At 50.1% G+C, this 22409-nt stretch carries 24 protein-coding genes; 6 read left to right on the forward strand and 18 right to left on the reverse strand.

Translation table 11 applies throughout. The annotated features are described in order from the left end of the window. Window positions 1–44: 44 nt before the first annotated feature. The gene (locus ADU23_RS06380) at window positions 45–827 is read right to left on the reverse strand and encodes a hypothetical protein (protein ID WP_053372979.1); all 783 of its coding nucleotides are present in this window, start codon (window positions 825–827) and stop codon (window positions 45–47) included. A gap of 253 nt (window positions 828–1080) precedes the next feature. Here ADU23_RS06380 and ADU23_RS06385 point away from each other — a divergent pair, with 253 nt between their 5' ends. After that, window positions 1081–1377 (forward strand): hypothetical protein, encoded by a 297-nt coding sequence (locus ADU23_RS06385; protein WP_053372980.1) that lies wholly within the window; start codon window positions 1081–1083, stop codon window positions 1375–1377. A gap of 25 nt (window positions 1378–1402) precedes the next feature. Here ADU23_RS06385 and ADU23_RS06390 read toward each other — a convergent pair whose 3' ends face one another. Both ADU23_RS06390 and ADU23_RS06395 read right to left on the reverse strand, forming a co-directional pair. Next, a complete protein-coding gene (locus ADU23_RS06390; RefSeq protein WP_053372981.1) occupies window positions 1403–2029 on the reverse strand; it encodes a hypothetical protein in 627 nt (208 codons plus the stop codon). Between the two features lie 143 nt (window positions 2030–2172). Continuing rightward, window positions 2173–2541 carry a c-type cytochrome gene (locus ADU23_RS06395; protein ID WP_053372982.1) on the reverse strand — a complete coding sequence of 123 codons (369 nt, stop codon included), beginning with the start codon at window positions 2539–2541 and terminating at the stop codon, window positions 2173–2175. Window positions 2542–2703: 162 nt separating this feature from the next. Between ADU23_RS06395 and tatC the strand changes: the two genes are divergently transcribed. Further along, entirely contained in the window at window positions 2704–3459 is a 756-nt protein-coding gene (tatC, locus tag ADU23_RS06400) for a twin-arginine translocase subunit TatC (RefSeq protein ID WP_231637326.1), read from the forward strand. A gap of 20 nt (window positions 3460–3479) precedes the next feature. Then, window positions 3480–3683, forward strand: a complete 204-nt coding sequence (tatA, locus tag ADU23_RS06405; RefSeq protein WP_053372983.1) for a twin-arginine translocase TatA/TatE family subunit — start codon at window positions 3480–3482, stop codon at window positions 3681–3683. A gap of 76 nt (window positions 3684–3759) precedes the next feature. Here tatA and ADU23_RS06410 read toward each other — a convergent pair whose 3' ends face one another. Together ADU23_RS06410 and ADU23_RS06415 are read right to left on the reverse strand one after the other, a co-directional pair. Next, window positions 3760–5475 (reverse strand): GMC family oxidoreductase, encoded by a 1716-nt coding sequence (locus tag ADU23_RS06410; RefSeq protein WP_053372984.1) that lies wholly within the window; start codon window positions 5473–5475, stop codon window positions 3760–3762. Between the two features lie 17 nt (window positions 5476–5492). Then, window positions 5493–6272, reverse strand: a complete 780-nt coding sequence (locus ADU23_RS06415; RefSeq protein WP_053372985.1) for a gluconate 2-dehydrogenase subunit 3 family protein — start codon at window positions 6270–6272, stop codon at window positions 5493–5495. A gap of 123 nt (window positions 6273–6395) precedes the next feature. On the opposite strand from ADU23_RS06415, the gene ADU23_RS06420 reads away from it, so the two are divergent. Beyond that, on the forward strand, window positions 6396–7085 hold the full coding sequence (locus ADU23_RS06420; protein ID WP_053372986.1) for a hypothetical protein: 690 nt from the start codon (window positions 6396–6398) through the stop codon (window positions 7083–7085). 260 nt (window positions 7086–7345) lie between these two features. Here the strand turns inward: ADU23_RS06420 and ADU23_RS06425 are convergent, their stop codons facing one another. The 6 genes from ADU23_RS06425 to ADU23_RS06445 form a co-directional block, all read right to left on the reverse strand. After that, entirely contained in the window at window positions 7346–9064 is a 1719-nt protein-coding gene (locus ADU23_RS06425) for an ABC transporter ATP-binding protein (protein ID WP_053377500.1), read from the reverse strand. 72 nt (window positions 9065–9136) lie between these two features. Beyond that, on the reverse strand, window positions 9137–9931 hold the full coding sequence (gene fdhD / locus ADU23_RS06430) for a formate dehydrogenase accessory sulfurtransferase FdhD (RefSeq protein ID WP_053372987.1): 795 nt from the start codon (window positions 9929–9931) through the stop codon (window positions 9137–9139). Window positions 9932–9994: 63 nt separating this feature from the next. Further along, a complete protein-coding gene (locus tag ADU23_RS06435; protein WP_053372988.1) occupies window positions 9995–12349 on the reverse strand; it encodes an FdhF/YdeP family oxidoreductase in 2355 nt (784 codons plus the stop codon). 56 nt (window positions 12350–12405) lie between these two features. Beyond that, window positions 12406–12552 (reverse strand): hypothetical protein, encoded by a 147-nt coding sequence (locus ADU23_RS32685; protein ID WP_157265654.1) that lies wholly within the window; start codon window positions 12550–12552, stop codon window positions 12406–12408. Between the two features lie 55 nt (window positions 12553–12607). Next, window positions 12608–13096, reverse strand: coding sequence for a translation initiation factor IF-3 (gene infC, locus ADU23_RS06440; protein ID WP_053377501.1), 489 nt, complete (start codon window positions 13094–13096; stop codon window positions 12608–12610). 101 nt (window positions 13097–13197) lie between these two features. Beyond that, window positions 13198–14607 (reverse strand): MATE family efflux transporter, encoded by a 1410-nt coding sequence (locus ADU23_RS06445; RefSeq protein ID WP_053372989.1) that lies wholly within the window; start codon window positions 14605–14607, stop codon window positions 13198–13200. A gap of 160 nt (window positions 14608–14767) precedes the next feature. On the opposite strand from ADU23_RS06445, the gene ADU23_RS06450 reads away from it, so the two are divergent. Then, window positions 14768–15652, forward strand: a complete 885-nt coding sequence (locus ADU23_RS06450; RefSeq protein ID WP_053372990.1) for an AraC family transcriptional regulator — start codon at window positions 14768–14770, stop codon at window positions 15650–15652. A 71-nt stretch (window positions 15653–15723) separates the two neighbouring features. On the opposite strand, the gene ADU23_RS06455 is transcribed toward ADU23_RS06450, so the two are convergent. From ADU23_RS06455 to ADU23_RS06465, 3 genes are all read right to left on the reverse strand, one after another. After that, entirely contained in the window at window positions 15724–16911 is a 1188-nt protein-coding gene (locus ADU23_RS06455) for an acyltransferase family protein (protein WP_053372991.1), read from the reverse strand. Between the two features lie 114 nt (window positions 16912–17025). Beyond that, complete coding sequence (locus tag ADU23_RS06460; RefSeq protein WP_053372992.1) at window positions 17026–18414, reverse strand: stalk domain-containing protein; 1389 nt, start codon at window positions 18412–18414, stop codon at window positions 17026–17028. A gap of 169 nt (window positions 18415–18583) precedes the next feature. After that, window positions 18584–19126 (reverse strand): VanZ family protein, encoded by a 543-nt coding sequence (locus tag ADU23_RS06465; RefSeq protein ID WP_053372993.1) that lies wholly within the window; start codon window positions 19124–19126, stop codon window positions 18584–18586. 107 nt (window positions 19127–19233) lie between these two features. Here ADU23_RS06465 and ADU23_RS06470 point away from each other — a divergent pair, with 107 nt between their 5' ends. After that, window positions 19234–19554, forward strand: a complete 321-nt coding sequence (locus tag ADU23_RS06470; protein WP_053372994.1) for a hypothetical protein — start codon at window positions 19234–19236, stop codon at window positions 19552–19554. A 2-nt stretch (window positions 19555–19556) separates the two neighbouring features. Here ADU23_RS06470 and ADU23_RS34190 read toward each other — a convergent pair whose 3' ends face one another. From ADU23_RS34190 to ADU23_RS06480, 4 genes are all read right to left on the reverse strand, one after another. Then, window positions 19557–19811 carry an aspartyl-phosphate phosphatase Spo0E family protein gene (locus ADU23_RS34190; RefSeq protein ID WP_369688959.1) on the reverse strand — a complete coding sequence of 85 codons (255 nt, stop codon included), beginning with the start codon at window positions 19809–19811 and terminating at the stop codon, window positions 19557–19559. Beyond that, entirely contained in the window at window positions 19786–19959 is a 174-nt protein-coding gene (locus ADU23_RS32690; RefSeq protein ID WP_157265657.1) for a hypothetical protein, read from the reverse strand. The genes ADU23_RS34190 and ADU23_RS32690 overlap by 26 nt, the downstream gene beginning before the upstream one ends. Window positions 19960–20535: 576 nt before the next feature. Further along, a complete protein-coding gene (locus ADU23_RS06475; RefSeq protein ID WP_053372995.1) occupies window positions 20536–21519 on the reverse strand; it encodes a copper amine oxidase N-terminal domain-containing protein in 984 nt (327 codons plus the stop codon). A 24-nt stretch (window positions 21520–21543) separates the two neighbouring features. Next, a complete protein-coding gene (locus ADU23_RS06480) occupies window positions 21544–22230 on the reverse strand; it encodes a hypothetical protein (protein WP_157265660.1) in 687 nt (228 codons plus the stop codon). Between the last annotated feature and the right edge of the window lie 179 nt (window positions 22231–22409).

Here is a 22409-nt window from a genome sequence, read left to right on the forward strand (position 1 = left end):
CTCATCTATAATTAGAGGCAGCTTCCACATTCTCCTTCAAAAATCTATTTCCGCTTTAGGTATGGAGAGTCTTCCCCTTCTCTTTTGTAAAAGATCATGCCTGAGCGCTCTACTCGATAAGACAGGTACCGCGAGTTCGTTTCCGCATCTTTGGTCCAGCTTTCGCTAAAGGTAACGATATATTCGTTATTGGCGATCACTCTCGCGCTTGTTTCTCTAACGACCTGATAACCGTCAACCGTTCCTTGCCATCGCCCGATTTCATCAGGGAATACACCGATAGAAGTTCCATCCCCCCCAGCAGTAGCAAATGCTACTGCTTCCTCTATTGTAAAAGGCGGCATCGGCGGCGAAAGGAACTGTAGCGTTCCCCAAGACACCCCATACAGAATCACGGGAGAAAGAGCAACGATGATCATTCCCTTTGGCCCTAAAGGCCTTACTCTGAGCCACCAATCGATAATCCCATACCCTAATGCAGTCGCCATGCCGTACAAGACCAACAACCAATAAGGAAAGAGAAGACCAAGCGCCATTCCAAAAATGCCGTGCAAAACAACGATAATCCATGAATGTGGGATTATTCCTTTTACCCGAACCCACTCTAAAACCAGCGATACTCCGTTCCCGAAGAAAAGGACAATCGTTCCAATGTACATGATATAAACAAACATCCATCCGATCAGCTCATTCCCGCTATTGCGGGCAAGCTCCCACTCGCCTTTCCCGAAGACGCTTGTAAAGGCCATCAGAAAAGAAGCTAACACGGTTACGATATAGGTCGTAAAAAACTTTCGTATCAAGAGATGTACCCATTGGTCCACCATGCCGATCCCCATCCTTTGCGGCTATTACGCTGTTATTTATCAATCATAACGAAGCGCATGAGCTGCCGGCAGTTCTAACTTTTGTAGAACCTCCTCGTGTACATCCAAATCAAAAAAGGAGGAGCTGCCCTAAGGTCTTTTCTGACCTTTTGAGACAGCTCCTTTCCTTGAAACTGAAATTCCAGAAATAAGTGTAGCAACTAGCTTTATTTCTGTTCAGTCCCCCGCATATGAGCCGCTGGGGAGCTTCCAAATGAAAATAGAGCTAGAAACTAGCTCTATTTCACTCACACTAGCTGAAATTCTAGAAATAGGTCTAGAAATTAGCCTTATTTCTGCTCAGTCCCCCGCATATGAGCCGCTGAGGCGCATTCGTATGAAAATAGGGCTAGAATCTAGCTCTATTCCACTCATATTCGCTGAAATTCTAGAAATAGGTCTAGAAATTAGCCTTATTTCTGCTCAGTCCCTCCGCCAAACAAGCGGGCGGGCGAGGAGCCGCTCAATCTTGAGATTTGAAAATCTTTCCGAAAACATTCACTTCTTTTGAGACAGCTCCTTTCCTTCATAACTCCTTATAGCCCAAGCAGCGCCAGCTCTTTCAGCGCTTCCTCCACGTCACGCTCCGGATTTAGCGTTTGGATCATTTCAGCCGTGATCGGAAGTCCTTGATAAATTTGCGAGATGATGGCAAGCGGAAATTGTTGCTCATAGTAGCCTTTAGCGAAGTCCACATAGTCTTCAGCCGTCTGAAAGATCGTACCAATCAAAAAACTAGATCCGTCGACATCCTCGGACACTTCCGCATTTCCTTTTTCCCACGACGTATCGCCCGTTTCCCGCCAAATACAAAAAGTGACGACCTCCCGCTCAAGCGCAGCATCATCCAGCAAATGAACGAGCGTGCTAGGAAACTTTTCATAAATTCCCGGATCTGTTTCCTCTTCATCGTTCGCATATGGACTCAGCTCCGATTCGTGGTCAAAGCCTTTTAACAATGTGCCTTCCGGCGCAAAAAGAATAAACAGATGATCTCCCGCTCCGTTATCGATTTTCGCGAGTGAGACGTTAGGGCCCCAGCTTGGATCAAAGCTATGGTAACGAAGATAATCTTCCTCGCACAAAATCGTATCTAATGCGGCCTGAATAATCATTTGCTTTCTTAGCAATTCCGGTTCCGGCAGCGTCTCTATTATTGTCATGATGGCACCCGCTTCTTTTTGATGAATGATATTGGTTTAAAGTTATTTTATCATTAATTCACTTCATTCCAGCTAATTACAGCAAAAAAAGGAGCAGCCGCGGCTGCCCCTTTTTCAAGCCTTATTCCATTCCTTTGCAAACCCTACTTGTGCTCGGCCAGCCATGCTGCAAGCGTGGCAATCTCCGTATCCTTCAGCTGCCCTTTGTAAGCAGGCATCCCGTTGCCGCCATTGCTGATCTGCGCGCTAATCTGATCGACGGTCATTCTGGAGCCTACCTTCTGCAGGTTGGGACCTACGCCGCCGGAGAGGTCAACCGCATGGCAGCTTACGCAGTTTTTCCCGTACAAGGACTCTGCTTCCTCCTTATTAACGGTTGTTCCGCCATTGTTCTCGGCTGGCGGCTTCTCATTTGCACCGCCATTGTTGTTCGTCTTATTGCCGCCGCAAGCGGACAGCCCGATTACCAGCGCTGTGCCGGCAATCAAAAGAATCCATTTATTTTTTCTCATTAACATTTTACCTCCTAAATTAGGGAGAATAATTGTTACGTTTCCCGAAAAACGCGGCGCATATGCAAAAGCTTCCCAAAGATTTTCAAAATAGGAAAGGCAGCGCATAACCGTAGGGTTACTGGTTATCCTAAGGAAATGTCATGGGGGATTAACAGTAAAATGCTTGTGATGCGGGGTGATAATGTGGATATTCAGGGGGATCTGGTCAACCACCTGACCGAGCTGCGAAAGAGGCTGATCATCGTAATCACCTGTTTTTTCGTGGCGATGAGCGGAGGGCTGTACGTGTCCCCGGCCATTTTGCGATACATCAAGTCAGGACTAACCGCCAAATCGGTGGAGTGGAACGTCTTCTCGTTTACGGACGGTCTGTTCATCTATTTGCGCTGCGCCTTCCTGTTCGCCATTTTGTTCACGCTGCCTGTGCTGCTCTATCAGACATGGGCATTCGTGAAGCCTGGACTGACGGAAACGGAAGCAAAGGGGACGCTGGCCTATGTGCCCGTATCGTTCCTGTTGTTTCTTACAGGCGTATCCTTTAGCTACTTTCTCGTATTTCCGATGATGCTCGGCTTCATGATGGAAATGAACCAAAACGTAGGCGCCGTTGAGACGTATGGCATCGATCGGTATTTCAGCTTTCTGTTCAGCGTCGTGTTCCCGCTAGGCGTCGCGTTCGAGATGCCCCTCATCATCTTGTTCCTAACGAGGCTAGGGCTGCTGACTCCTGAACGGCTAAGCAGCTCGCGCAAATACGCTTATGTCAGTCTAGCCGTTGTTGGGGCCTGCATTTCCCCGCCGGACTTTGTCTCGCATCTCTCCGTAACCGTACCGCTGCTTCTGCTCTTCGAGATCAGCGTGCTCGTTACCCGGAGGTACGCCAAGCGGCTTGCCGCTGTCCCTACACCTACTTGAACTATAAAGGAGATCTGCACATGTTTAACAATATCGGCGTATCAGGGTTAGTTATTATTTTGCTTATCGCGCTCATCGTATTTGGGCCGGCCAAGCTTCCGCTGCTCGGCAGAGCATTCGGCGATACGCTTCGCGAATTCCGCAGCTCAACGCGCGGCATTGTTGACGAGGAACAAGCCGATCCATCCACGGACAACAAGGATGACATTAAGAAGCTGCTTTAATCTGAAACAACAAAAGGGCCGCTCCCGTATCGCTTCGGGAGCGGCCCTTTTGTGCGTTTTGCAGGCGCCTCATTCCTTAAACCAGCAGGCCGCCCTTTTCCCTATACTTCAAGATTCCTTCAGCCGCGCGGTAAGCGAGCGCCCCAACCGTATTCGTCGGGTTATAGCCGGCGTTCTGCGGGAATGAGCTCGCGCCAACGACAAAGACGTTGTCCGCATCCCACATTTGGCTGTACGTATTAACCGCTGACGTATCCGGTTTCGTTCCCATCATGACGCCCCCCGTATTATGCGTCGACTGGTAGGTCATAATTTCGTACGGACCAAGATCCTTTAAATAATCCACTTTATCCGCGCCCATCTCCTTCACAATCTGCGAGCAGCGCTGGGACAGAAACTTCGCCAGCTCGCGGTCCTGCTCCTCGAAATCGAAGGTTATGCGAAGCAGCGGATCGCCATACACATCCTTATACGTCGTATCCAGATCGAGAAAATGATGCTTGAACGCCATCGAGGACCCTTGCGCGCCTACACCAATCGTACGATTTGCATAATGGACCGACTTCTCCTTAAATTCATGGCCCCAAGAAGCCGTACCCGACGGAATGGGATTGTTCTGTATCGGACGGGAGCCGGATTGGCCAATCGCGATGACGCCCCCATGGATAAAATTAAGCTCGGAGTGGTCAAAGTTATCGCCATTGAAATCATCGATCGAGACGCCCAGCGCGCCTGCGCCCGCGAAGTTATTGAACTGCTGCTTTTCGAAAAAGCCTATCGCGCTGCCTTTGGCAACCTGGTATGCGTAGTTCCTGCCGATAACGCCCGTGCCAGTGGACGGATCATACGGTTTCCCAAGCCCCGACATCAGCAGCAGGCGCACGTTGTTGAACACATAGCTCGTCACGACGACGATATCCGCAGGCTGAATGATTTCCTCTCCCGTCGTCACATCCGTGTACATGACCCCAGTCGCCTTGCCGCCCTTATGTAAAATGCGGCGAACGTTTGAATGGGTGCGGATTTCAAACTTCCCCGTCTTATTGGCAACCGGTATAACGGTCACCACAGGATCGGCTTTCGCCCCGTATTCGCAGCCGAAGCGCTCGCAATATCCGCAGTACTGGCATGCCGCGCGGGCAATGCCGTCGGGATTCGTATAGTTTTCCGATAAATTCGCCGAAGGCATCATATACGGATTCAGCTTCATGCGGGTGGTGGCTTCCACGAACATCTGCATAGCCGGCGTCTTTTTCATCGGCGGAGTCGGAAAAGGCTTGCTTCGTTTGCCGCCGAGCGGATTCTCCTCCCCAGAAATACCGGCCATACTCTCGAATTTATCGTAGTACGGCTCAAGTTCATCGTAGGTAATGCCCCAATCCTGAATCGTCATATCGGCTGGAATTTTATTTTTTCCGTATTTCTCAATCGTCTTGCTGCGGATTTCAAAATCGTACGGCAAAAACCGGTACGTCTGGCCGTTCCAGTGAACGCCGGCTCCGCCGAGACCGTCTCCGATTAGAAAAGAGCCATATTGCCGCATCGGCAGCGCGCGAATTTTCTCATTGCTGCGGAACGTAATCGTCTCCTTGGACAGATCCTGCATCATTTCGTACCGCAGCGCGTAACGCAGCTCGTCGTGCACCATAAAATAATCCTCGGTCTTGCGCTCCTTGCCTCGCTCTAGTCCGACGACGTTTAGCCCTTTTTTCGTCAGCTCCGCTGCGATGATGCCGCCGGACCAGCCGACGCCTACGATGACGACATCGGTTTTCGGTAATGTTTTGGCCATGTTATCCTCCCGATTCGCTAGTGAGAAACCAAATGATCTTGCAGGCTGCTCGGCTCGATTTTCGTAAATTCCTTATCAATGATGTTCGTATAACTCATCTGATTGCCCGGATAGCTGCGCATTTTCCACCCGTTCATGTTCATATTGCCACCATATAGCGGATCGCTGTACGCACCTTCAAGCGTGTTGCTGCGCAGCATTTTGAAGAAGCTGCTTGCCGAGATCGTCGTCAGCTTCACAGCGTCAGACTCGAAGCTCTTAAGCACCTCATCTTGTTCCTCGCCGGACAATTCTACAAAGCTCTTCTGGTATTTCGTCTTGCTGTAGTTTTCCATCTCGCGCAGCCCGATTTCGAATATTTCCCTTCGCTTCAAACGCCCTTGATAGCCCTGCTCCTTCTCCCCTGTGAAGAAAGGCGGCGTCATATAATCCCGGCCATTAAAGCCCCATTCGCCTGCCAGCTGATGGTCGATGAAGAACGCTACCCCCAGTGACTTCGCGCCAGGACCATTCTCATCCTCGGGAAAAATACGCTCAGTCGCGCTCTCGGCGATCCGGAACTGCTCCTGTGTAAAAAACATGAGCGCGCGATTGTAGTTTTTTGCCTCAGCAGCATTCCCGTTCCCCGGCGCCGCTGGCGCAGTCTCCCCAGCGGGCTTTCTTTTGATCAGAGAACCGAGCGCGCCGCCCACAACGATACCGCCGAGCGCATAACCGGTATTGACTAGAAACTTACGACGGGAGTTGCTGTCTACCGCTCGTTTGCCTGGGTCTTTCTGTTTGTCTATCCGATCCAATGCTTGCACCTCCTGGAAACTTCATTCTTTCCCCTTTATTATTTTCCAAGAAGTCATGAATATTCATTTCATGGAAAGGGTCATCCTAAAAAGAAATTGCAACCTATGGAGGATGATTCGTCAATGACTACCACCCGCAAACTGCTCGTACTGACATCTGCCGCTTTGGCCTTGGCCTTAACCGGCTGCGCCACGGGGACAGCGCCAAGACCGCAAACAAAAGCAGAGGTGAAGCAGCAGGCTCATATGCTTCATGATCCCAACATCATTCCAAGCGAAGGCGGGCCAAAGCTGCATACGACCAATGAGCATGGCAAAACCACTTACGGCATGGGAACTTCCGTTTACAGCATGATCGGCAGCTCCGGGCTGCACGCGAACGGCTTCTCCGCGCATCTTGAATCCCGGCTCAGCGGCATTGGCATTCCCGATGTGCGCGTATTCGTCTTCGACGATACGGTCGTGCTCGCCGCGGAGAAGCATGCCGCGTCTGCTTCGCAGTACGACAGCGTGCAAAGAAAGCTGCTCGATCAGACCGAAGGACTGTCCGGCAAGGGCTACTCGCCGGAAAATGGTCTCGGCGGCATTAGCGGCACAGACAAAAGCAGCCATGATAATCTGGCGATGGCAGCAAGCCAAATTAAGACGTTAATGGGCGGGGACGTGAAGGTGCTGACCGTTACGGGCGCGAAGGCTGTTAAATTGATCGAGCAGATTCGTACGGACGCGATGGCTAAAAATATTTCTCCCGACAAGGTAGCAAACGGCATTCGGGAGCTGCTGAGGCTGGTGAAGGCGGAGCAAAGCCGTTAAGCCTATATAAAAAACGGCTGCCGGCAATTGATAGGCCGGCAGCCGCTTTTCAGATTATCATTAGGCTGATTTGTACTTTATGCAATAGAAGCTCTTCTTAAGGCGGCAATTCGCCAGCTGCGTTGCAGCACACGCTCAGCAAACAAGAAAAACGCCGCCAAAACCACTATGGATGTGGAGTTGACGGCGTTTTTTCGTTAGAAACGCTCTATCATTTGAAATGGATACTCTACTTGATTAACCGCCAAGGAGCAGCGCTCTTATTTGGCGCCGAACTGCGCATGATGCAAGCGGCTGTAAATACCGCCCGCCGACACAAGCTCTTCATGACGGCCTTGCTCGCTAATCCCTTCCTCCGTTACAACAACGATACGGTCCGCGTTTTTGATCGTCGCTAACCGATGCGCGATAACAAGCGTCGTCCGGCCAACGGAAAGCTCTGCCAGCGACTGCTGAATCGCCGCTTCCGTTTCCGTATCGAGCGCCGATGTCGCTTCGTCGAGAATAAGGATTGGCGGGTTTTTGAGGAACATCCGCGCAATCGCAAGGCGCTGCTTCTGCCCGCCGGACAGCTTCACGCCGCGTTCGCCGACAACCGTATCGAGGCCATGCGGCTGCGCATGGATGAATTCCTCCAGCTTCGCTCTGCGCGCGGCCTGCCAAATATCCTCGTCGGACGCGCCCAGCTTGCCGTAAGCAATATTTTCACGAATCGTGCCCGCGAACAAGAACACATCCTGCTGTACGATACCGATCTGCTTGCGCAGCGATTCGAGCTTCAGATCACGTATATCGTAGCCGTCAACCGAAATGCTGCCGCCATCGATCTCGTAAAAACGCGGCAGCAAGCTGCAAAGCGTCGTTTTACCGGCACCGGAAGGCCCGACAAACGCAATCGTCTCGCCTGCACGAATGTTTAGGTCGATATTTTGCAGCACCTTCGCTTCGCCTTCATAGCCGAACGTCACATTGCGATAATTAATATTTCCGCTTAAACGATCTACTTCTACCGCATCCGGCTTATCCGCAACGTCTGGCGCTGTCTCCAGCAATTGCACGTAGCGCTTAAAGCCTGCGATGCCCTTTGGATAGCTTTCGATAACGGCGTTAATCTTTTCAATCGGTTTAAAGAAGATGTTCGTCAGCAAAACAAAACTAATAAACTCGCCGTATTTCAGGTCTCCCTTAATGACAAACCACGTGCCCGCCACGAGCACAAATACCGATACGAGCCTCATCAGCATGTACGTAATCGACGAGTTCAAGCCGATAATTTTGTAAGAAATCAGCTTTGCTTCGCGGAAGCGCAGGTTGTTCACCTTGAACAGCTTCTTCTCATGCATCTCGTTCGAGAATGCTTGAACGACACGAATGCCGCCGACCGTATCCTCGACGCGAGCGTTAAAATCAGCCATATCCGAGAACAAACGATTCGCTGCCTTCGTCATTTTACCGTTGAACAGCAGGACGAGCCATATAATGATAGGAACGATAACGAACGTTAGAATCGCCAGCTCCAAATTAATATACGCCATGATCCCGAATGCTCCGACCAGCGTCATCCCGGCAATGAACATATCCTCCGGTCCATGATGGGCGACCTCGCCGATCTCGAACAAATCATTCGTAAGACGAGAGATAAGATGACCGGTTTTGGTATTATCAAAAAATCGGAAAGACAGCTTTTGAATGTGATCAAACAGCTTCTTCCGCATGTCCGTCTCAATGTTAATGCCTAGCATATGGCCCCAATAGGTAACAACATATTGCAAAATGGTATTAATGACATAAACAACAAGAAGAATGGCACAGGCAGAAATAATCAGGCCCCAGTTCTCGTCCGGCAGCAGCGTATCAATGACATAGCTGACCGCTAGAGGGAAGCATAGCTCCAGCACCGAGAGCAGAACCGCACAGCAGAAATCGAGCAGGAACAGCTTTTTGTAAGGCTTATAGTAGGCAAAAAATCGTAAAAGCATCATAAACTCCTTCACTTTCGTAGTGATAATCATTTTCATTAAAATGATATACAATCACTACCAACCTGTCAATCAATTGCCAAAATCTATCCGTTCATGATGCGTATAGACGTTCATCTCTCCGCCGCGTATAAATCCGACGCAGGTGATGCCCAAATCGTCCGCGAGCCGAAGGGCAAGATCGGTAGGCGCTGACTTGCTTAGCAAAATGCCGCAGCCGATCTTCGCCGCCTTCAGCACCGCTTCGGAGGACAGCCGCCCGCTGAATGCGATCACTTTGTCCGAGGTGCGGAGGCGATGCAGCAGACAATACCCGAAGAGCTTATCGAGCGCATTGTGGCGCCCAATGTCCGTTCGCACGGCGAGCAGCTCCGCGGGCGTTCCGATGGCGGCGTTGTGAACGCCGCCTGTGCTGCGGAAATCCGCCGAGCTGTCCTGCAGCTCCCGCATAAAGCGAATGCACTGCTCAGCCGATATGGTTGTGCGGGTCATGATCGTTTTTGCCGTGAGCATGTCATTGTGCAAATAAAACTGGCGCCCTTTACCGCAGCAGGAGCCGATAAAACGTTTGGAGTAATGGTCAAGGCTCACCGTATGCTTATGTTCAAGCTCGACATAGGCAAAACCCGTATCCTCATGGATAGTCATAGACTTCACCTGCCCGGCCGCGCGTATAACGCCTTCGGAAGCGAGGAAACCAATGACCAGCTCCTGAAGGTCAGACGGCGAGCATACTAAAGTGGCAAACTCTTCGCCATCCAGCTTTAAGGTAAGGGGAAATTCCGCGGCGATATCGTCATCCTTCTCCCAATGCCCCTTACCGTCGTATTTGAGTATCCGCCATTTTGTCGTGTTAGATAGATCCATCCGAGTGCCCCTTCCCTATCCGCACCCTGCTAGGGCGTGCTTTGTTTCCCTCAACGTACCTGCCTAAGCCGGCGGCTCGGTCTCAAGCTCCACGACCCGCTTCTCGATATATTTCGTATCCTTAAAGGCATGATACGTGTCCGCCCGCTCCACAATTACCGATGTATTGTACTCGGGAATGCCCGCAAGCGGCTCATAGACCCCTCTTGGAAAAAGGCTGTTGCCCTCCGGCCAGTACAGCTCGATATTTCCGCGCGCGATATTCTCGCTTTTGGCCCTGCCATGGAAGGCGCCGTTCCGGTTGTAGACGACAATCGCGTCTCCTTCTACGATTGCGAGCTCAGCCAAATCCGCTTCATTCAACAGCACATCGTAGCGCCCGGCATCGTTGAAGGCATCCTTCTCTCCGTAAATCATGGAATTGAACTGCTTGCCTCGCCGCGTCGTCGCATAGAAATGCCCTTCGGGAATGCGCAGCTCAGGCAGCTCAATCGGCAATAGATTGCCTTTGCCATCTGCCGTAGGACAAATGCCGTCCTCGCACAGCCATGCCCCGCCCCACTGAAACACATCGCCCTGATTGCTCAGCTTCTGGATGCCATCGTAATTGGGCGCTGCCAGGGCAATCTCCCGCCTGACCGCATCGGCATCTTTGAAGGTTACCAACTCTCCCTGCTCAGGACGAATGCGCGCAGCCAGCTCCGCGTAGATCTGCCATTCCGCACGCGCCTCCTCCATACGAGGTCCTTCAATCGTAGGCGAGTAATAAACCATCCGCTCTGTCGAAGTGGACGTGCCGCCGCCGGGCTGCTCATAACGGGTCATAGCTGGAAGCACGATGACCTCCTCCTGCGCGTCAAGCAGCGTAGAGCTGTTCAGCACAATATCCTGGTGCACCCTCAGATCAACCGCTTCCAAGCATCGCTTCACAAAATCAGGATCAGGCATCGTCTCGATAAAATTGCCGCCTGACGTATAGAACAGCTTCAGCCTGCGCTCGTGCTGCTCTGGCAGCAAGGCGTTCTCCAGCGATACGCCAACGATATCTCCTTGCCAATCCGGCAGCTTGAAGCCCCACAGTTGCTCCACCCGCTTTATATCCGCGCCTTTAAATTCACCGCCGGGCAGGCTGAACGGATCGGCTCCCATCTCGCCAGAGCCCTGCACGCCGCTGTGTCCGCGAATCGGCATCAAGCCGCAAAACTCGCGGCCGAGAAAACCGCGCAGCAGCGCAAGGTTCGCCACCTGCGAAATGTTGTCCGTTCCGAACCGGTGCTGCGTAAGCCCCATGCTCCAGACGAAGACGCCGGACTTCGCTGCTGCCAGCAGCTCCGCGAAATCCCTCATCCGCTCTCTGGTCAGACCGGAGGATTTCTGCAGCAGCTCCCAGTCCTGCTTCAATATATGAGCCCTCAGCTCCTCGTAGCCATTCGCGTGCTCCTGCACAAAAGCATGATCAACAGCCGAGCCCGGCCGCTCCTCCTCCATCTCGAACCAGCACTTCATCACGCCATGCATGAACGCAATGTCGCCGCCGATATTCACCTGATAGAAGTCATCGGCCAGCTTCGTGCCAAACAGCGCCGATTCCGGGATGGACGGAATCCAGTAGCCCTCCATCGCCGGCTCGCGGTAAGGGTTGATGACGATGATTTTGGTTCCCTTCCGCTTAGCGGCATACATATACTTCGTTGAGACCGGCTGGTTGTTCGCAGCTACGCTGCCCCAGAACACCAGCACATCCGTACCGATCCAATCCTTATAGTTGCAGGTGGAGGCTCCTACGCCAATCGAGCGTTTCATCGCCGTCTTCGAGGGAGAATGGCAAATACGCGACGCATTATCAATATTGTTGGTTCCGATAAGCCGCGCCGCTTTCGCCGCCACATAATAAGATTCATTCGTTATGCCGCGCGCCGTTAAATAAAAGGCCAGCTGCTTCGGATCGATCGACCTTGCTTTCGCCGCAATTCTATCCAGCGCATCATCCCATGACAGCCTGCGGAAGCTGCGCTCCCCCTTCGCCCTTATAAGCGGATACGGCAAGCGCCCCAGCTTGCGCAGCTGCGTACTGTCCAGCTTGCGCAGCTCATCGATATCGGAGTGAAGCGTCGCTGCCTTAATGGCCGGCATCGTATTAAGCCGAAGCACGTTCAGCCGCGTCGTGCAAATATGCGGGCCGCTCAGCGTCTGGTCATATAATCCAGACACGCCTAAAGCGCAGCCATCACATACCCCCTGCGTCAAAATCCGGTAAGCATACGGCAGATTATCGCGGTTATCCCACGCCACCTTGAGCGTATCGCGTATATGATGCGGCTTAATTCGTCCCAGCCCAAACGGCGCTTTGCTGACCCAGAGCTTCGGGTCCGGCCGCTTTGGCAGCATGATAGGTCCTGTATGAACGGTTTTCTTCATTAATGATTCACCTCGTTAATAGCATCGAATGAATACCATTTAGCACATTAAGCTGTTCATGCTGCTTCAGACTCTTCTGCCTCTAATACGTTTGGCTGCGTCAGCTGGCTGCCCGTTAAGTAAGCGCATACATAGCGTGACGGATGGAGATGCAGGAAAACCCCGAGCAGCCCAAGAACGAAAACGATACTTTCCGTGCACATTCAAGACACCGCTCAGATTTTTTCCTGCAAAAGCTTCCGCTCAATCGCTGCCTCCTCACAAAGGCAGCACTTGCACCGCCGCTTGCTTCCCGCTCACTTGAATGCCCGATTGCTTCTTCCCGCTCTCCGCCAGATCCTTCAGCATCCGCTCGAGAAGCTCCTTCGCTTTCGGACCTTCCTTGCCTTGAATCTTAACGACGAGCTGCACGCCGTTTCCCGAGCCAAGAAGCTTCGCCGCCTGCCGCAGCTTCGTATCATAATCATGCTCCTCAATATGTGGTGTTAAGCGGAGCTCCTTTACCTTGCTTGGCTGTTCCTTCACCTTGGAGCTGCGCTTCTCTTGATCCGCCTGCTGCTTCGCCTGGCCCTTGCCTACAAGCTTGCACGGCGGCGGACTGCTCATCAGCGAGGTGCAGACAAGATCAACCTTCAGCTCGCGTGCCTTCGCCAGCGCTTCATCACGCGAGACAATGCCAAGATCCTCGCCCCGAAGGCCGGTCAGCCGCACCTCGGAGGCGCGTATTTTTTCATTCATAATGACCATGGATGCCATATCAATCTATCACTCCTATGCCGTGAATAAGGAAAACAGCAGCCTTCACTAGCAAAGCCGCTGTCATTTCCTACTCCTATTATACGCTTTTATTAAACGTCTAGCGCGGTTTGTTTTGAAAGCGAGCCGCCAGCAGTATCCACCCCTCTTACTCTAGCCTCCGCCTCATTCTGCTCCGCTCTTCGAAGAAACTTCTTCCCTCGCCAGCGAATGAGCGACAGCACCCCGCGCACGTACTCATCTAGAATCATACATAAGTAAATGCCGACCAAGCCCCAGCCGAGATGGATCCCGACAAAGTAAGCCAGGCCTGTCGCGATCAGCCACATCGAGAACACCGACGTCCACATCGTAAACCGAGTATCTCCGACTGCATTTAGCGCGTTGCCAAGCGCCATATTGATCATTTTGCCTGGCTGCAGCACCAGGTTAAGCCCCAGCAGCGATACGCCAAGCGCCACGATTTCAGTATTATCCGTGAACAAGCCAAGCAGCTGCCGGCCAAACAGATAGATGAGGAACGCATTGACCGTGACTACACCGAGGCCAATCCACATCGCCTTGAAGGCAAGGCCATAGGCTTCCTTCACCCGCCCTGCGCCGAACAAATGCGCAATTTGAATCTGCACCGCCAGCGCAATGGAATAGCCCAGCATGAAACAAAACGACTCCAGCGTGTTCATATACGTCCGCGCTGCCAGCTCATTCGAGCCGAGGATAGCCAGGAAGGTGAATATAAGCAGCTGCGTAAACACCCAGCAGGACATATTTACGCCAAGCGGCCAGCCGATGCGGATGATGTCACCGAACAGCTTGCGGTTAAATACGTTAAGGTCACGCACGCTAATCGTACGCTCGAAAGAGCTGAGAAACATAATAAACAGCACGATCGTTGCCAGCATGCGGCAAAGCACAGTTGAAATCGCTACGCCCATCAAGCCCCATTTTGGAAAACCAAACGCTCCAAATATAAACGCATAATTGAAAAAGACATGCACGACGTTCATGCCTATCGCTGTATACATAGGTCCCTTCGTATTGCCCGTGTTACGAATCGATGTGCTGAGTGCCGACATGAGCGCAATAAGCACCATGCCTCCGCCAACTATCGAAATATACGTTTTGGCAAGCGGGAGCAAATGCTCCGGAAGCTGAAGCACCGATGCGATTTGTCCCGGCATCAGGAATAGTACAGCGCTAAGGACAAGACCGATCACCGCACTTACGTTAACCGCCATAATCGCAATCGTACGCGCATCCTCGCCGTTTCGCGAGCCGATCTTCTGCGCGATGAGAATGCCCGCCCCGCTCGCCACCGTTATAAACAAAGTCGTAAGCGCCTGAAACAGCTGATTGGAGAAGCCGACTACCGCTACGGCATCATCCGAAATCCGGCTCACCATCAGCGTGTCCGCCGCTCCGAGCAGAAATTGCAAAAACAACTCAATGAATATAGGCCAAGCCAGTATCCAGAGTGAAAATTTTTTGTCTGATAAAGCCATTCTAGTGTCCCCCTGCATCGGTCTCTCATTAGACCTCATCCGTTGTTCTTTCATCGTTCGTCATTTCAAATTATAGATGCTATACTGAGCTTGATGTATCACTTTTACAACCGAAACTATAACGATTCCAACTTCGAATATACAAGGAGCATTCCATGCTATGACGATCATTCATTTGACGATTCCGCCGCTCCCTCACTATATAATCGGAGGGTATACCGTGGCTCCTACAGGCCGTAAACATCCGAGCCGGCGCAATATCGGCGTGTTCGACCTTCTGGTCGTAACGCGAGGGTGCTTATATATGGGAGAAGAAGAGCAACACTATGAAATCAGAGCCGGCCATGCCCTTATTTTGAGGCCGGATGCCCATCATTACGCCACGCTGGCCTGCCAAGAGCAGACCGCTTATTACTGGATTCATTTTCAGACGACCGGCGCATGGAGCGTGTCGGATCAATCGGTGACGGAGGAGCCGGGGGACAGCAGCAAAGTGAGAGCGCTTACGTCGAACATTTATACTACGCAAACCTTCAAGAAGCAGCTGCCGCAATTCGCCAAGCTTCTCCAGCCCTCCAAGATGGACAATCTGCTGCGCCAACTCGTACAGCTAAATATGAATGACCATATTCCAAGCGTAAAATGGAAGCAGCAGCTCGCTTTTCAAGAGGTCATCGAGCATCTGTCCGCTTCTATGGAGGCGCAGGGCCCGTCGCCATCAGCGCTATGCGCAGAGCAAGCCGCCTCGTATTTGCGAGAGCATTACCGTGACCATATAACCGCGCAGGAGCTTGGCGAGAGCATCAACTTTCATCCCGTATACATTGCCAGGTGCATGCAGAAGGAATTTGGCTGCGCTCCATTCGATTACTTAATGCGGTTCCGCATCGAACGGGCGAAGCTGCTGCTGCTCCAGACGGACCTCCCGATCGCCCGCATCGGCGAGGAGGTCGGCTTCAACCACGCTGCCTACTTCACCTCCTGCTTCGCCAAATACGAGAGCATCTCCCCGCGCAAGTATCGCCAGCGATTCTCTCATGGGTGAGCGTGCCGCAGCATGCAAAGAAGGGAATGGCTCCCGCTAGGCGAGCCATTCCCTTCTTCTATTTCACGCTATTAACCTGCCGACGTAGTTGTGCTCTCTCCGCTGCCCACAGCTGCCGCTATCGGCTTCTTGCCTCGGCTTGTGAGCCACCTGCCTAATCGAATGGACGGCAGCTCTATGAAATAGTAGCTTAGCGCTCCCGCTCCGAACGAGGCAACAAAGGCGAGCATGACGATAAACGGCGCATCCAGCTCTCCATTCAGCAGATGAATGAGCGACAACAACACGATCATATGATAGAGATAGAGGCTGTATGAGATTTTGCCCAAAAATAGCAACGGCTTCCGCTGCAGCTGCCGCGACAATCGAACGGACGATAGCGCTGCTATAATAAAGATGGAAGCGCCGACCGCGGTCATCCAATCGCCGCCATGCGGCATGAACCGGTCATGGAAATCCTCGCCATAGCCGATCCATTTGAACGAATAGAAGCATAACGCCGCTACAAGAAGCAAGGCTGTCCACCAGCCATTCAGCTTCGAGAAGGCCGCCCTCAGCTCCTTCTGATACTTCGCAAGCAGCGCGCCTACGATAAAGAAGGAGGCATAATGCAGCGATACTACAAAATTGGTCATAAAGCGGGTCTCTATATTTTCGAGCATAATGGCAGCCCCATAGGATAAGACAATGGCAAGCGGAAGTCCGAATTTCCAGCCGCCTTTTACAATCATGAACATAATAAACGGAAATAATAACGAGATGCGCATCTCATGAACGAGCGTCCAAAGAATCGGATCATACCTCGTCGTATTGTAATTTCCAATGAACAGCAAGTGATGCATAATCGAGCTTATATCCGGCGGAATGACCCACAGATTATTATAATAAGCCGTAAAGTCCGACAGCTTCGATACGTAGACGGCTTCCCTCATCACAATGGCAATCATTAAAGCAACTAGAAAAGGAATATAAATGCGGCATATACGCTTGATTACATATTTCGTATAGTTCTGCTGGCGGTTGTTGAAAAACGGCAAGGAAAGCACGAACCCGCTAAGCAGAAAAAACATAATGACGGCTTCATGGCCGCCCCAAATCGCATGCAGCGGCGTATATTTCAGCAGGTTTAGCGGATAATCCCAAAAGCCTAAGCCTGATGTGTTTTGCACGATTGGCGTAAACACCATTAAGAAATGTCCTACCATAACGGCAAGCGCCGCCAATCCTCTAAGCGAATCTAACTCTTCATAGCGCTGCAAGCTGCGACTCCTCCACATTTACCGAATCTTTAAAGTACAAAGACGATTATAAGGGATAGCATGCCGCTTTGTCCGCATTTATTTTTCACATTCTTCCAGACCATTCCAAACCATTCAATTTGCATTTGATGCCGCAAACTGTACAACAACGCAGCCATCTTTGGCATCCCACTGCACATTCGCTCCTAGCGCCTCTGAAATAAACCTGACAGGCACATACGTTTTACCCTGATAGGAGGTCACCGCTGCGTTCATTTTGATATTTTCGCCGTTCCAAACGGCATTTGTATCGTATACCTTTATCTGCAATACTTGATTAATGTATGTAACCGCGATCTTGTCATTAACGTAGTTAACCTTTGCGCCAATCGACTCAAATAATACACGAAGCGGTACGAAAGTGACTCCGTTCATTTGGATAGGTCCGGGATCTGACGGTATATATTTCCCATTGATTTTCAAAGATAACTGCCGCAGAGCAGGCTTCGCATCTACCTTGCTCAAGATTTTGTCCGGTATTCCAGCATAAGGCATATTACTGCGATTCCCCCACGTCCAGACTATACCATTCTTATCCAAGGCTGTGCCGCTATTTAAGGCGATCGCATGGGCCTGAGCGATATTTTTCAAAGGTTGTATCTGCTGCAGCGATCCATCCACCCAGTCCGACTTGCCCCATACTGTGCCATCTTGCTTCAAATATAACGAATAAAAGCTTTCATAGCTCACACTAAGCTTGTTAAATTGAGCATTCGGCAGTGCTGATACCAGCTCTTTATCTGGAAGCATTTTCACTTCCCCGCCTCCAACCACATCGGTGTCAAAGCCGGTAAAATCAGTTACGGGCGCCTGCGAAACCACCTTATGCATTCCCATGTCCATGATGTAGGTATTGCCATACCATTGTACCGTTTTCCCATCACTCATCAGCACCATTAGACTTTGCAGCGAGCTCCGAATCGCCTTCACCTTCTCAAGCGCAACCTTAGGAATATTCGCTAGATCCACATCTGCTTGCGAAGCTTGGCTGGGATTCACGCATGACGGTCCTTGGCGATCCTGAAGGTCTGGCCTCATAAGCGACACATAACATACGTTGCCCCATACATATACTCGGTCTTTATTATCTAAAGCCATAAACGCAGGCCCCGCGCTAATATCTTGAATACCGGATAACTCCGGAACTCGCTTCGGATGATCGGCAGGATTGGTGCTCCAAGTCCATACGTCTCCCTCAGCGGTAAGGACAAGATTGCCCGAGATTTTTACGGCTCCTTTGATTTGAGGTCCTCTAATAGCAGGAGCATGATCAGAGCCTATCCATATCGTACCGTCCTCCTGTAAGGCGTAGAAGTACTCCGAATAGCTTCTATCATCGATATCAATAACTTGGGTTAGCGGAGTCGCTTGGAGGATTTGGACCTTCGCTCCGTACACAAAGTTGTTGTTTCCTAATGACAGCATAGACAATAAGACGAGCAGCATGGCAATGGATCGTTTCAATTACGTCACTCCTAATTAACAAAGTTTGAATTTTATACCATTTAGACGAATTTGCTTTAAAAAAGTTGTGATGTGAATCGATTGAGATTTTTAAAAAGAATCGCATATAAAAAAAACCGCCCTTCAAGCCGCTCTCAGCGGTTGAATGGCAGCTCTAGCAGGCGTGCATCTAGTAATGCCTATTTCTTGATCGAGACCGCGTACGGGAGCGCCACAGCTTAACAACCCCTAAGATACACAAGCAGACAAGCAGCCCCGCACAGCCTCCTGCAAAATCAAGCACCACATCCGTCGCGTTGCCCGTGCGCTCATCAGAGCCCAGCTGATTCCATTCATCTAGCGCCGGGACGGCAACGGCAACCAATAGCGTAAGCACAATCGAAATGAACCAACGCCCGCGGGTCAGCGCACGCAGGAACATAAACAGCATGGCAGCAAACGTAGCGTACACAAATAAATGCGCGCCCTTGCGAAATAGGAATTCAATGAAGCTATATGGCCGATCATGTGAATTAATAACGCTGGCTCGATAGGTAATCGTCATATCAGGCAGCCATCTCACAAGCTGATCATAATTAAAATGGCTCCGCAAGAAAGGCTGAATACTTTGCTGCTCATAGGTCTGGGACGAAAACATAAATAAGAGCGCGAGCCATCCGGTTAACAAAATGCCCCATATTAAGGTTGGTATCCATCTCGTAGATTTGTTCATTTTCTCTTGCACCTCCTGCACAGCAGCCTTCTCCCGCTTTTCTCCTTCTATCATACTTGAAATGAATCACACAAACAAAATTTGAGCGTTTCGGGGCAGGAGAAGGCATGCCAAAAAACGGCAAACTCGCTCAAAAGAAGCAGCCGTTGACATTATTAATAGCACGTATTTGGAAGAAAAAGAAGTATAACCCAATCAAGTATAAAAAGATAGCAGTAAAAAAGTCCTATTTTAATATAGTCAATATGTCTAAAGTTTGGTATTATTACTTAAAAGATGCGAAAGAGGGAGATCATATGTCTAGTTATTTAATGTTCACCGAGATAACAACACCATTTAAGCTAATAGGAATAAGGGTTTTTAAGGATGAAAACGGTAAATACTGGTACAAATATAAGAATAACAAGCGTAAACGGATATTTAAATAGAGCTATTTTCTTTCAAATGAAAATGTAAGCGATGCGCAATTGGATTCATTTTTACATTTCCTTTCATATCTTACACAATCATAGCAATTAAGAACGCGATCCAACGCTTGGCTCGCTCCTAGCACTTCATCAGATTGGTAAGACTGGCTCACTAATAGCTTTTCGACCATTTCCTGCCGCAGCAGCTCGATCGTCTGCTCTAGCTTTATTTTCTGTAGAACAGTATCTCTATTAATGGACCCGCACCTCTCCCTGATTTAGTATATTTGAATAGACACCTACGGGCATTTCCTCGCAAAATAGATGATTCAACCTTCTTGCAGCTTGGTTTTTCGCAAAATAATCGCCAGCTTTCTTGCAGCTGTCTATGTTCGGACCAGCATACTCCAACTTCATATCTTCCATTCGACTTCGCCTCTCTGGACTAATAAAAGGGTATATAGATTCCTGATTGCAGCATACACATGAGCTTCTTGATTCGTACCGCACAAAACGCTCTATACCCGGACTCTGAGCTATCCCTTATGTTATGCACTATCATTTTTTACCACTATGCCGCAGTAGTGAAACAGGCTGTAAGGTGCCGCACAAAGCAGCTCACGAGATTGAGTATTTTGACCCACCTCACAAACGTATATATTGCGTCCAGCAACTAGGCTGGAAGTATAGTCATCCATTCGGTAAAACGCTTTAAATATGCCCATAGTCCCCCTAGATTACCACTATTGTATGAAATTAGGCTGGCGTGTAATATTAGTGTAATTCATATTTTAGTACTATGGTAGTGGCTTTACTAGTGAATTGAGTTATTTTTTTACATTTCGTTGCACTGTGAAGTAAAGAAAGACAAAAACATGCAAAACAAGATATTAATATAATGTTTTTTGCTGTTATTACGGTCAGCAGCATAGCCAAAAAAAGGGGCGGTAACGAAGTCTCATCGACTTCGCTACCGCCCCACTTATTTGTTTCAAAATTTGATTATGCCGTTTTTGCTACAATTGCTTTTAAATCTTCAATGTCCTTGTTGAAAGCTTCGCGATAGGAAGCAATGATACTCGTGCTGTAGCCGTTTGTTGTCAGCTTAGACGTCGTATCCGTCATAATGACCTCAAAACTCGCCGAACATTTGTTAACCTCCGAGCGGCCACTCTCCTTGAGCTTAGCTTTTTCCTCAGCAGTCGACGCTAGGATGTATTGCATGCCAATATCTTTTAGCGTTGCATCGCAGCTTGCCTTCAATGCTTTAAGCTTCGATTCAGCTTCAGCCGTAATTTGCTCAGATGTCGGTTTAACCACGCCCCCGCCCGCGCCGCCATTGCCGGCATTACCTCCAGTATTGCCATTGCCAGCGTTATTACCGGTACCACCTGTGCCTCCGCCTGTTCCTGGCAGAACCACACCTCCGCCAGCACCCTGTTCAGCCCGGTAAGCAGCCGATTCGCCGCTAACCGTCTTAGTCACGGGATCAAAGCTGATCTGCGTGCCCACGGACTCTGACAAGAAGCGTAGTGGCGCATAGATGGAGCCTTTATAGCCATAAATGGATTGGCCAGCTGGCAAAGCTGCTGTCTTCCCATCGAATACGAGCGTTGCCTTGACAGGCTGAATCGTAATTTCAACGCTTGCTTGCGGTTTTGGGCTACCTGATGCTGCACTCTGCAATTGCTTCTTCAGTGCGGCAAGCTCCTTCTCTGTCGGTTCGGAGATTGTAGCTTTTCCGCCATCCCAGTTCACCGTTTTTTGCAGTGCATAGGAAATGTAGCGAATCGGCACATATGTACGCCCCTCATAAATAAACGAATACTGACCGTCCGGCAGCTGTAGAGCTTGTCCATCAAATTGCAATTTAATCGGCTGCGTTGTTGCCTTAATCGTCGTTGTTGCCGCAGATGCGACGGTTGCCAGTGCAGATGACAGCATCATAATGGCAAGAAAAATAGATAGTACACGTGACTTTTTCATAGCGCCTCCTAAAAATAATAGAACTTACTTCTTGAGCGAGTTAGCAATTACAGTAAGCGCATTGGCTCTAGCAGCAGCCTTCGCGCTCTCGTATTGCGAGCTCCAATCAGGGAAGGACTGATCACCTAGATCGGCTGCCTTGTACTCGCTCTTGGCAGTGCTTATTAACTGATTAAACTTAGCATCACAGTCGGCTTCAGCAGCAAAAACCTTATTCAGATATTTGCTCTGAATCGTCGAAAGCGTCGCGTCTTTATCCGCGCTAAGCTCTTCTGCGATCTGCTGAACCAAACTATTGCTGCTTGCTTGACACGACGATTTCAGCTTCGCTAGTTTCGCTGTAACCGAAGCATCAATCTCTTTCTTCTTCTGGGACTTATCATCCGTATTGGTAGATTCATCCTCCGGCTTATGGCCTATATCTAAGTTATCAGACGTTGGTTCTGGTGTCAAAGTTGCATCCGGGCTAGGCTTAAGGCCTTCCTCGCTCTGAGTCGTTGGAACCGGAACAGGCGTCTGCGTTGGTTCATCCTCCGGCTTTTGCTCCGCTTGATTGCTAGGCTGCTCAGTGCTCTCTGGCGAGGCCTGTACCCCATCATTTTGAGCCGTCTCTTCTAAACGCCCATTTAACTCTTCTACCTTATTCAGCTTCGCATACAGACTCATGCTGCCATAAATCACAATCCCAATAACGACAATTGCACCTGCCATTATAAAAAGCATTTTATTTGATATTTTCATAGTATTGGTTTCATATGGGTGCTGCATGAGCTATAACCTCATATGACTCTCCTTTGTTTATTTTCAAAAAAACAAGCTGACGCTTCATAGTGACAGGGCGCCAGCTTGGGATCTCGGTTTTCCAAACATATAATATGTACAACAAGAAC

The organism is Paenibacillus sp. FJAT-27812 (genome assembly GCF_001273905.1).
In the GTDB taxonomy this organism is placed as follows: domain Bacteria; phylum Bacillota; class Bacilli; order Paenibacillales; family Paenibacillaceae; genus Pristimantibacillus.

Excerpts from the sequence above, each read along its gene's own strand:
- ADU23_RS06380 (WP_053372979.1), bottom strand. The coding sequence starts at position 827 with ATGGTGGACCAATGGGTACATCTCTTGATACGAAAGTTTTTTACGACC.
- ADU23_RS06385 (WP_053372980.1), top strand. The coding sequence starts at position 1,081 with ATGAAAATAGAGCTAGAAACTAGCTCTATTTCACTCACACTAGCTGAA.
- ADU23_RS06390 (WP_053372981.1), bottom strand. The coding sequence starts at position 2,029 with ATGACAATAATAGAGACGCTGCCGGAACCGGAATTGCTAAGAAAGCAA.
- ADU23_RS06395 (WP_053372982.1), bottom strand. The coding sequence starts at position 2,541 with ATGAGAAAAAATAAATGGATTCTTTTGATTGCCGGCACAGCGCTGGTA.
- tatC (WP_231637326.1), top strand. The coding sequence starts at position 2,704 with ATGCTTGTGATGCGGGGTGATAATGTGGATATTCAGGGGGATCTGGTC.
- tatA (WP_053372983.1), top strand. The coding sequence starts at position 3,480 with ATGTTTAACAATATCGGCGTATCAGGGTTAGTTATTATTTTGCTTATC.
- ADU23_RS06410 (WP_053372984.1), bottom strand. The coding sequence starts at position 5,475 with ATGGCCAAAACATTACCGAAAACCGATGTCGTCATCGTAGGCGTCGGC.
- ADU23_RS06420 (WP_053372986.1), top strand. The coding sequence starts at position 6,396 with ATGACTACCACCCGCAAACTGCTCGTACTGACATCTGCCGCTTTGGCC.
- ADU23_RS06425 (WP_053377500.1), bottom strand. The coding sequence starts at position 9,064 with ATGCTTTTACGATTTTTTGCCTACTATAAGCCTTACAAAAAGCTGTTC.
- fdhD (WP_053372987.1), bottom strand. The coding sequence starts at position 9,931 with ATGGATCTATCTAACACGACAAAATGGCGGATACTCAAATACGACGGT.
- ADU23_RS06435 (WP_053372988.1), bottom strand. The coding sequence starts at position 12,349 with ATGAAGAAAACCGTTCATACAGGACCTATCATGCTGCCAAAGCGGCCG.
- ADU23_RS32685 (WP_157265654.1), bottom strand. The coding sequence starts at position 12,552 with ATGTGCACGGAAAGTATCGTTTTCGTTCTTGGGCTGCTCGGGGTTTTC.
- infC (WP_053377501.1), bottom strand. The coding sequence starts at position 13,096 with ATGGTCATTATGAATGAAAAAATACGCGCCTCCGAGGTGCGGCTGACC.
- ADU23_RS06445 (WP_053372989.1), bottom strand. The coding sequence starts at position 14,607 with ATGGCTTTATCAGACAAAAAATTTTCACTCTGGATACTGGCTTGGCCT.
- ADU23_RS06450 (WP_053372990.1), top strand. The coding sequence starts at position 14,768 with ATGACGATCATTCATTTGACGATTCCGCCGCTCCCTCACTATATAATC.
- ADU23_RS06465 (WP_053372993.1), bottom strand. The coding sequence starts at position 19,126 with ATGAACAAATCTACGAGATGGATACCAACCTTAATATGGGGCATTTTG.
- ADU23_RS06470 (WP_053372994.1), top strand. The coding sequence starts at position 19,234 with ATGCCAAAAAACGGCAAACTCGCTCAAAAGAAGCAGCCGTTGACATTA.
- ADU23_RS32690 (WP_157265657.1), bottom strand. The coding sequence starts at position 19,959 with ATGGAAGATATGAAGTTGGAGTATGCTGGTCCGAACATAGACAGCTGC.
- ADU23_RS06475 (WP_053372995.1), bottom strand. The coding sequence starts at position 21,519 with ATGAAAAAGTCACGTGTACTATCTATTTTTCTTGCCATTATGATGCTG.
- ADU23_RS06480 (WP_157265660.1), bottom strand. The coding sequence starts at position 22,230 with ATGGCAGGTGCAATTGTCGTTATTGGGATTGTGATTTATGGCAGCATG.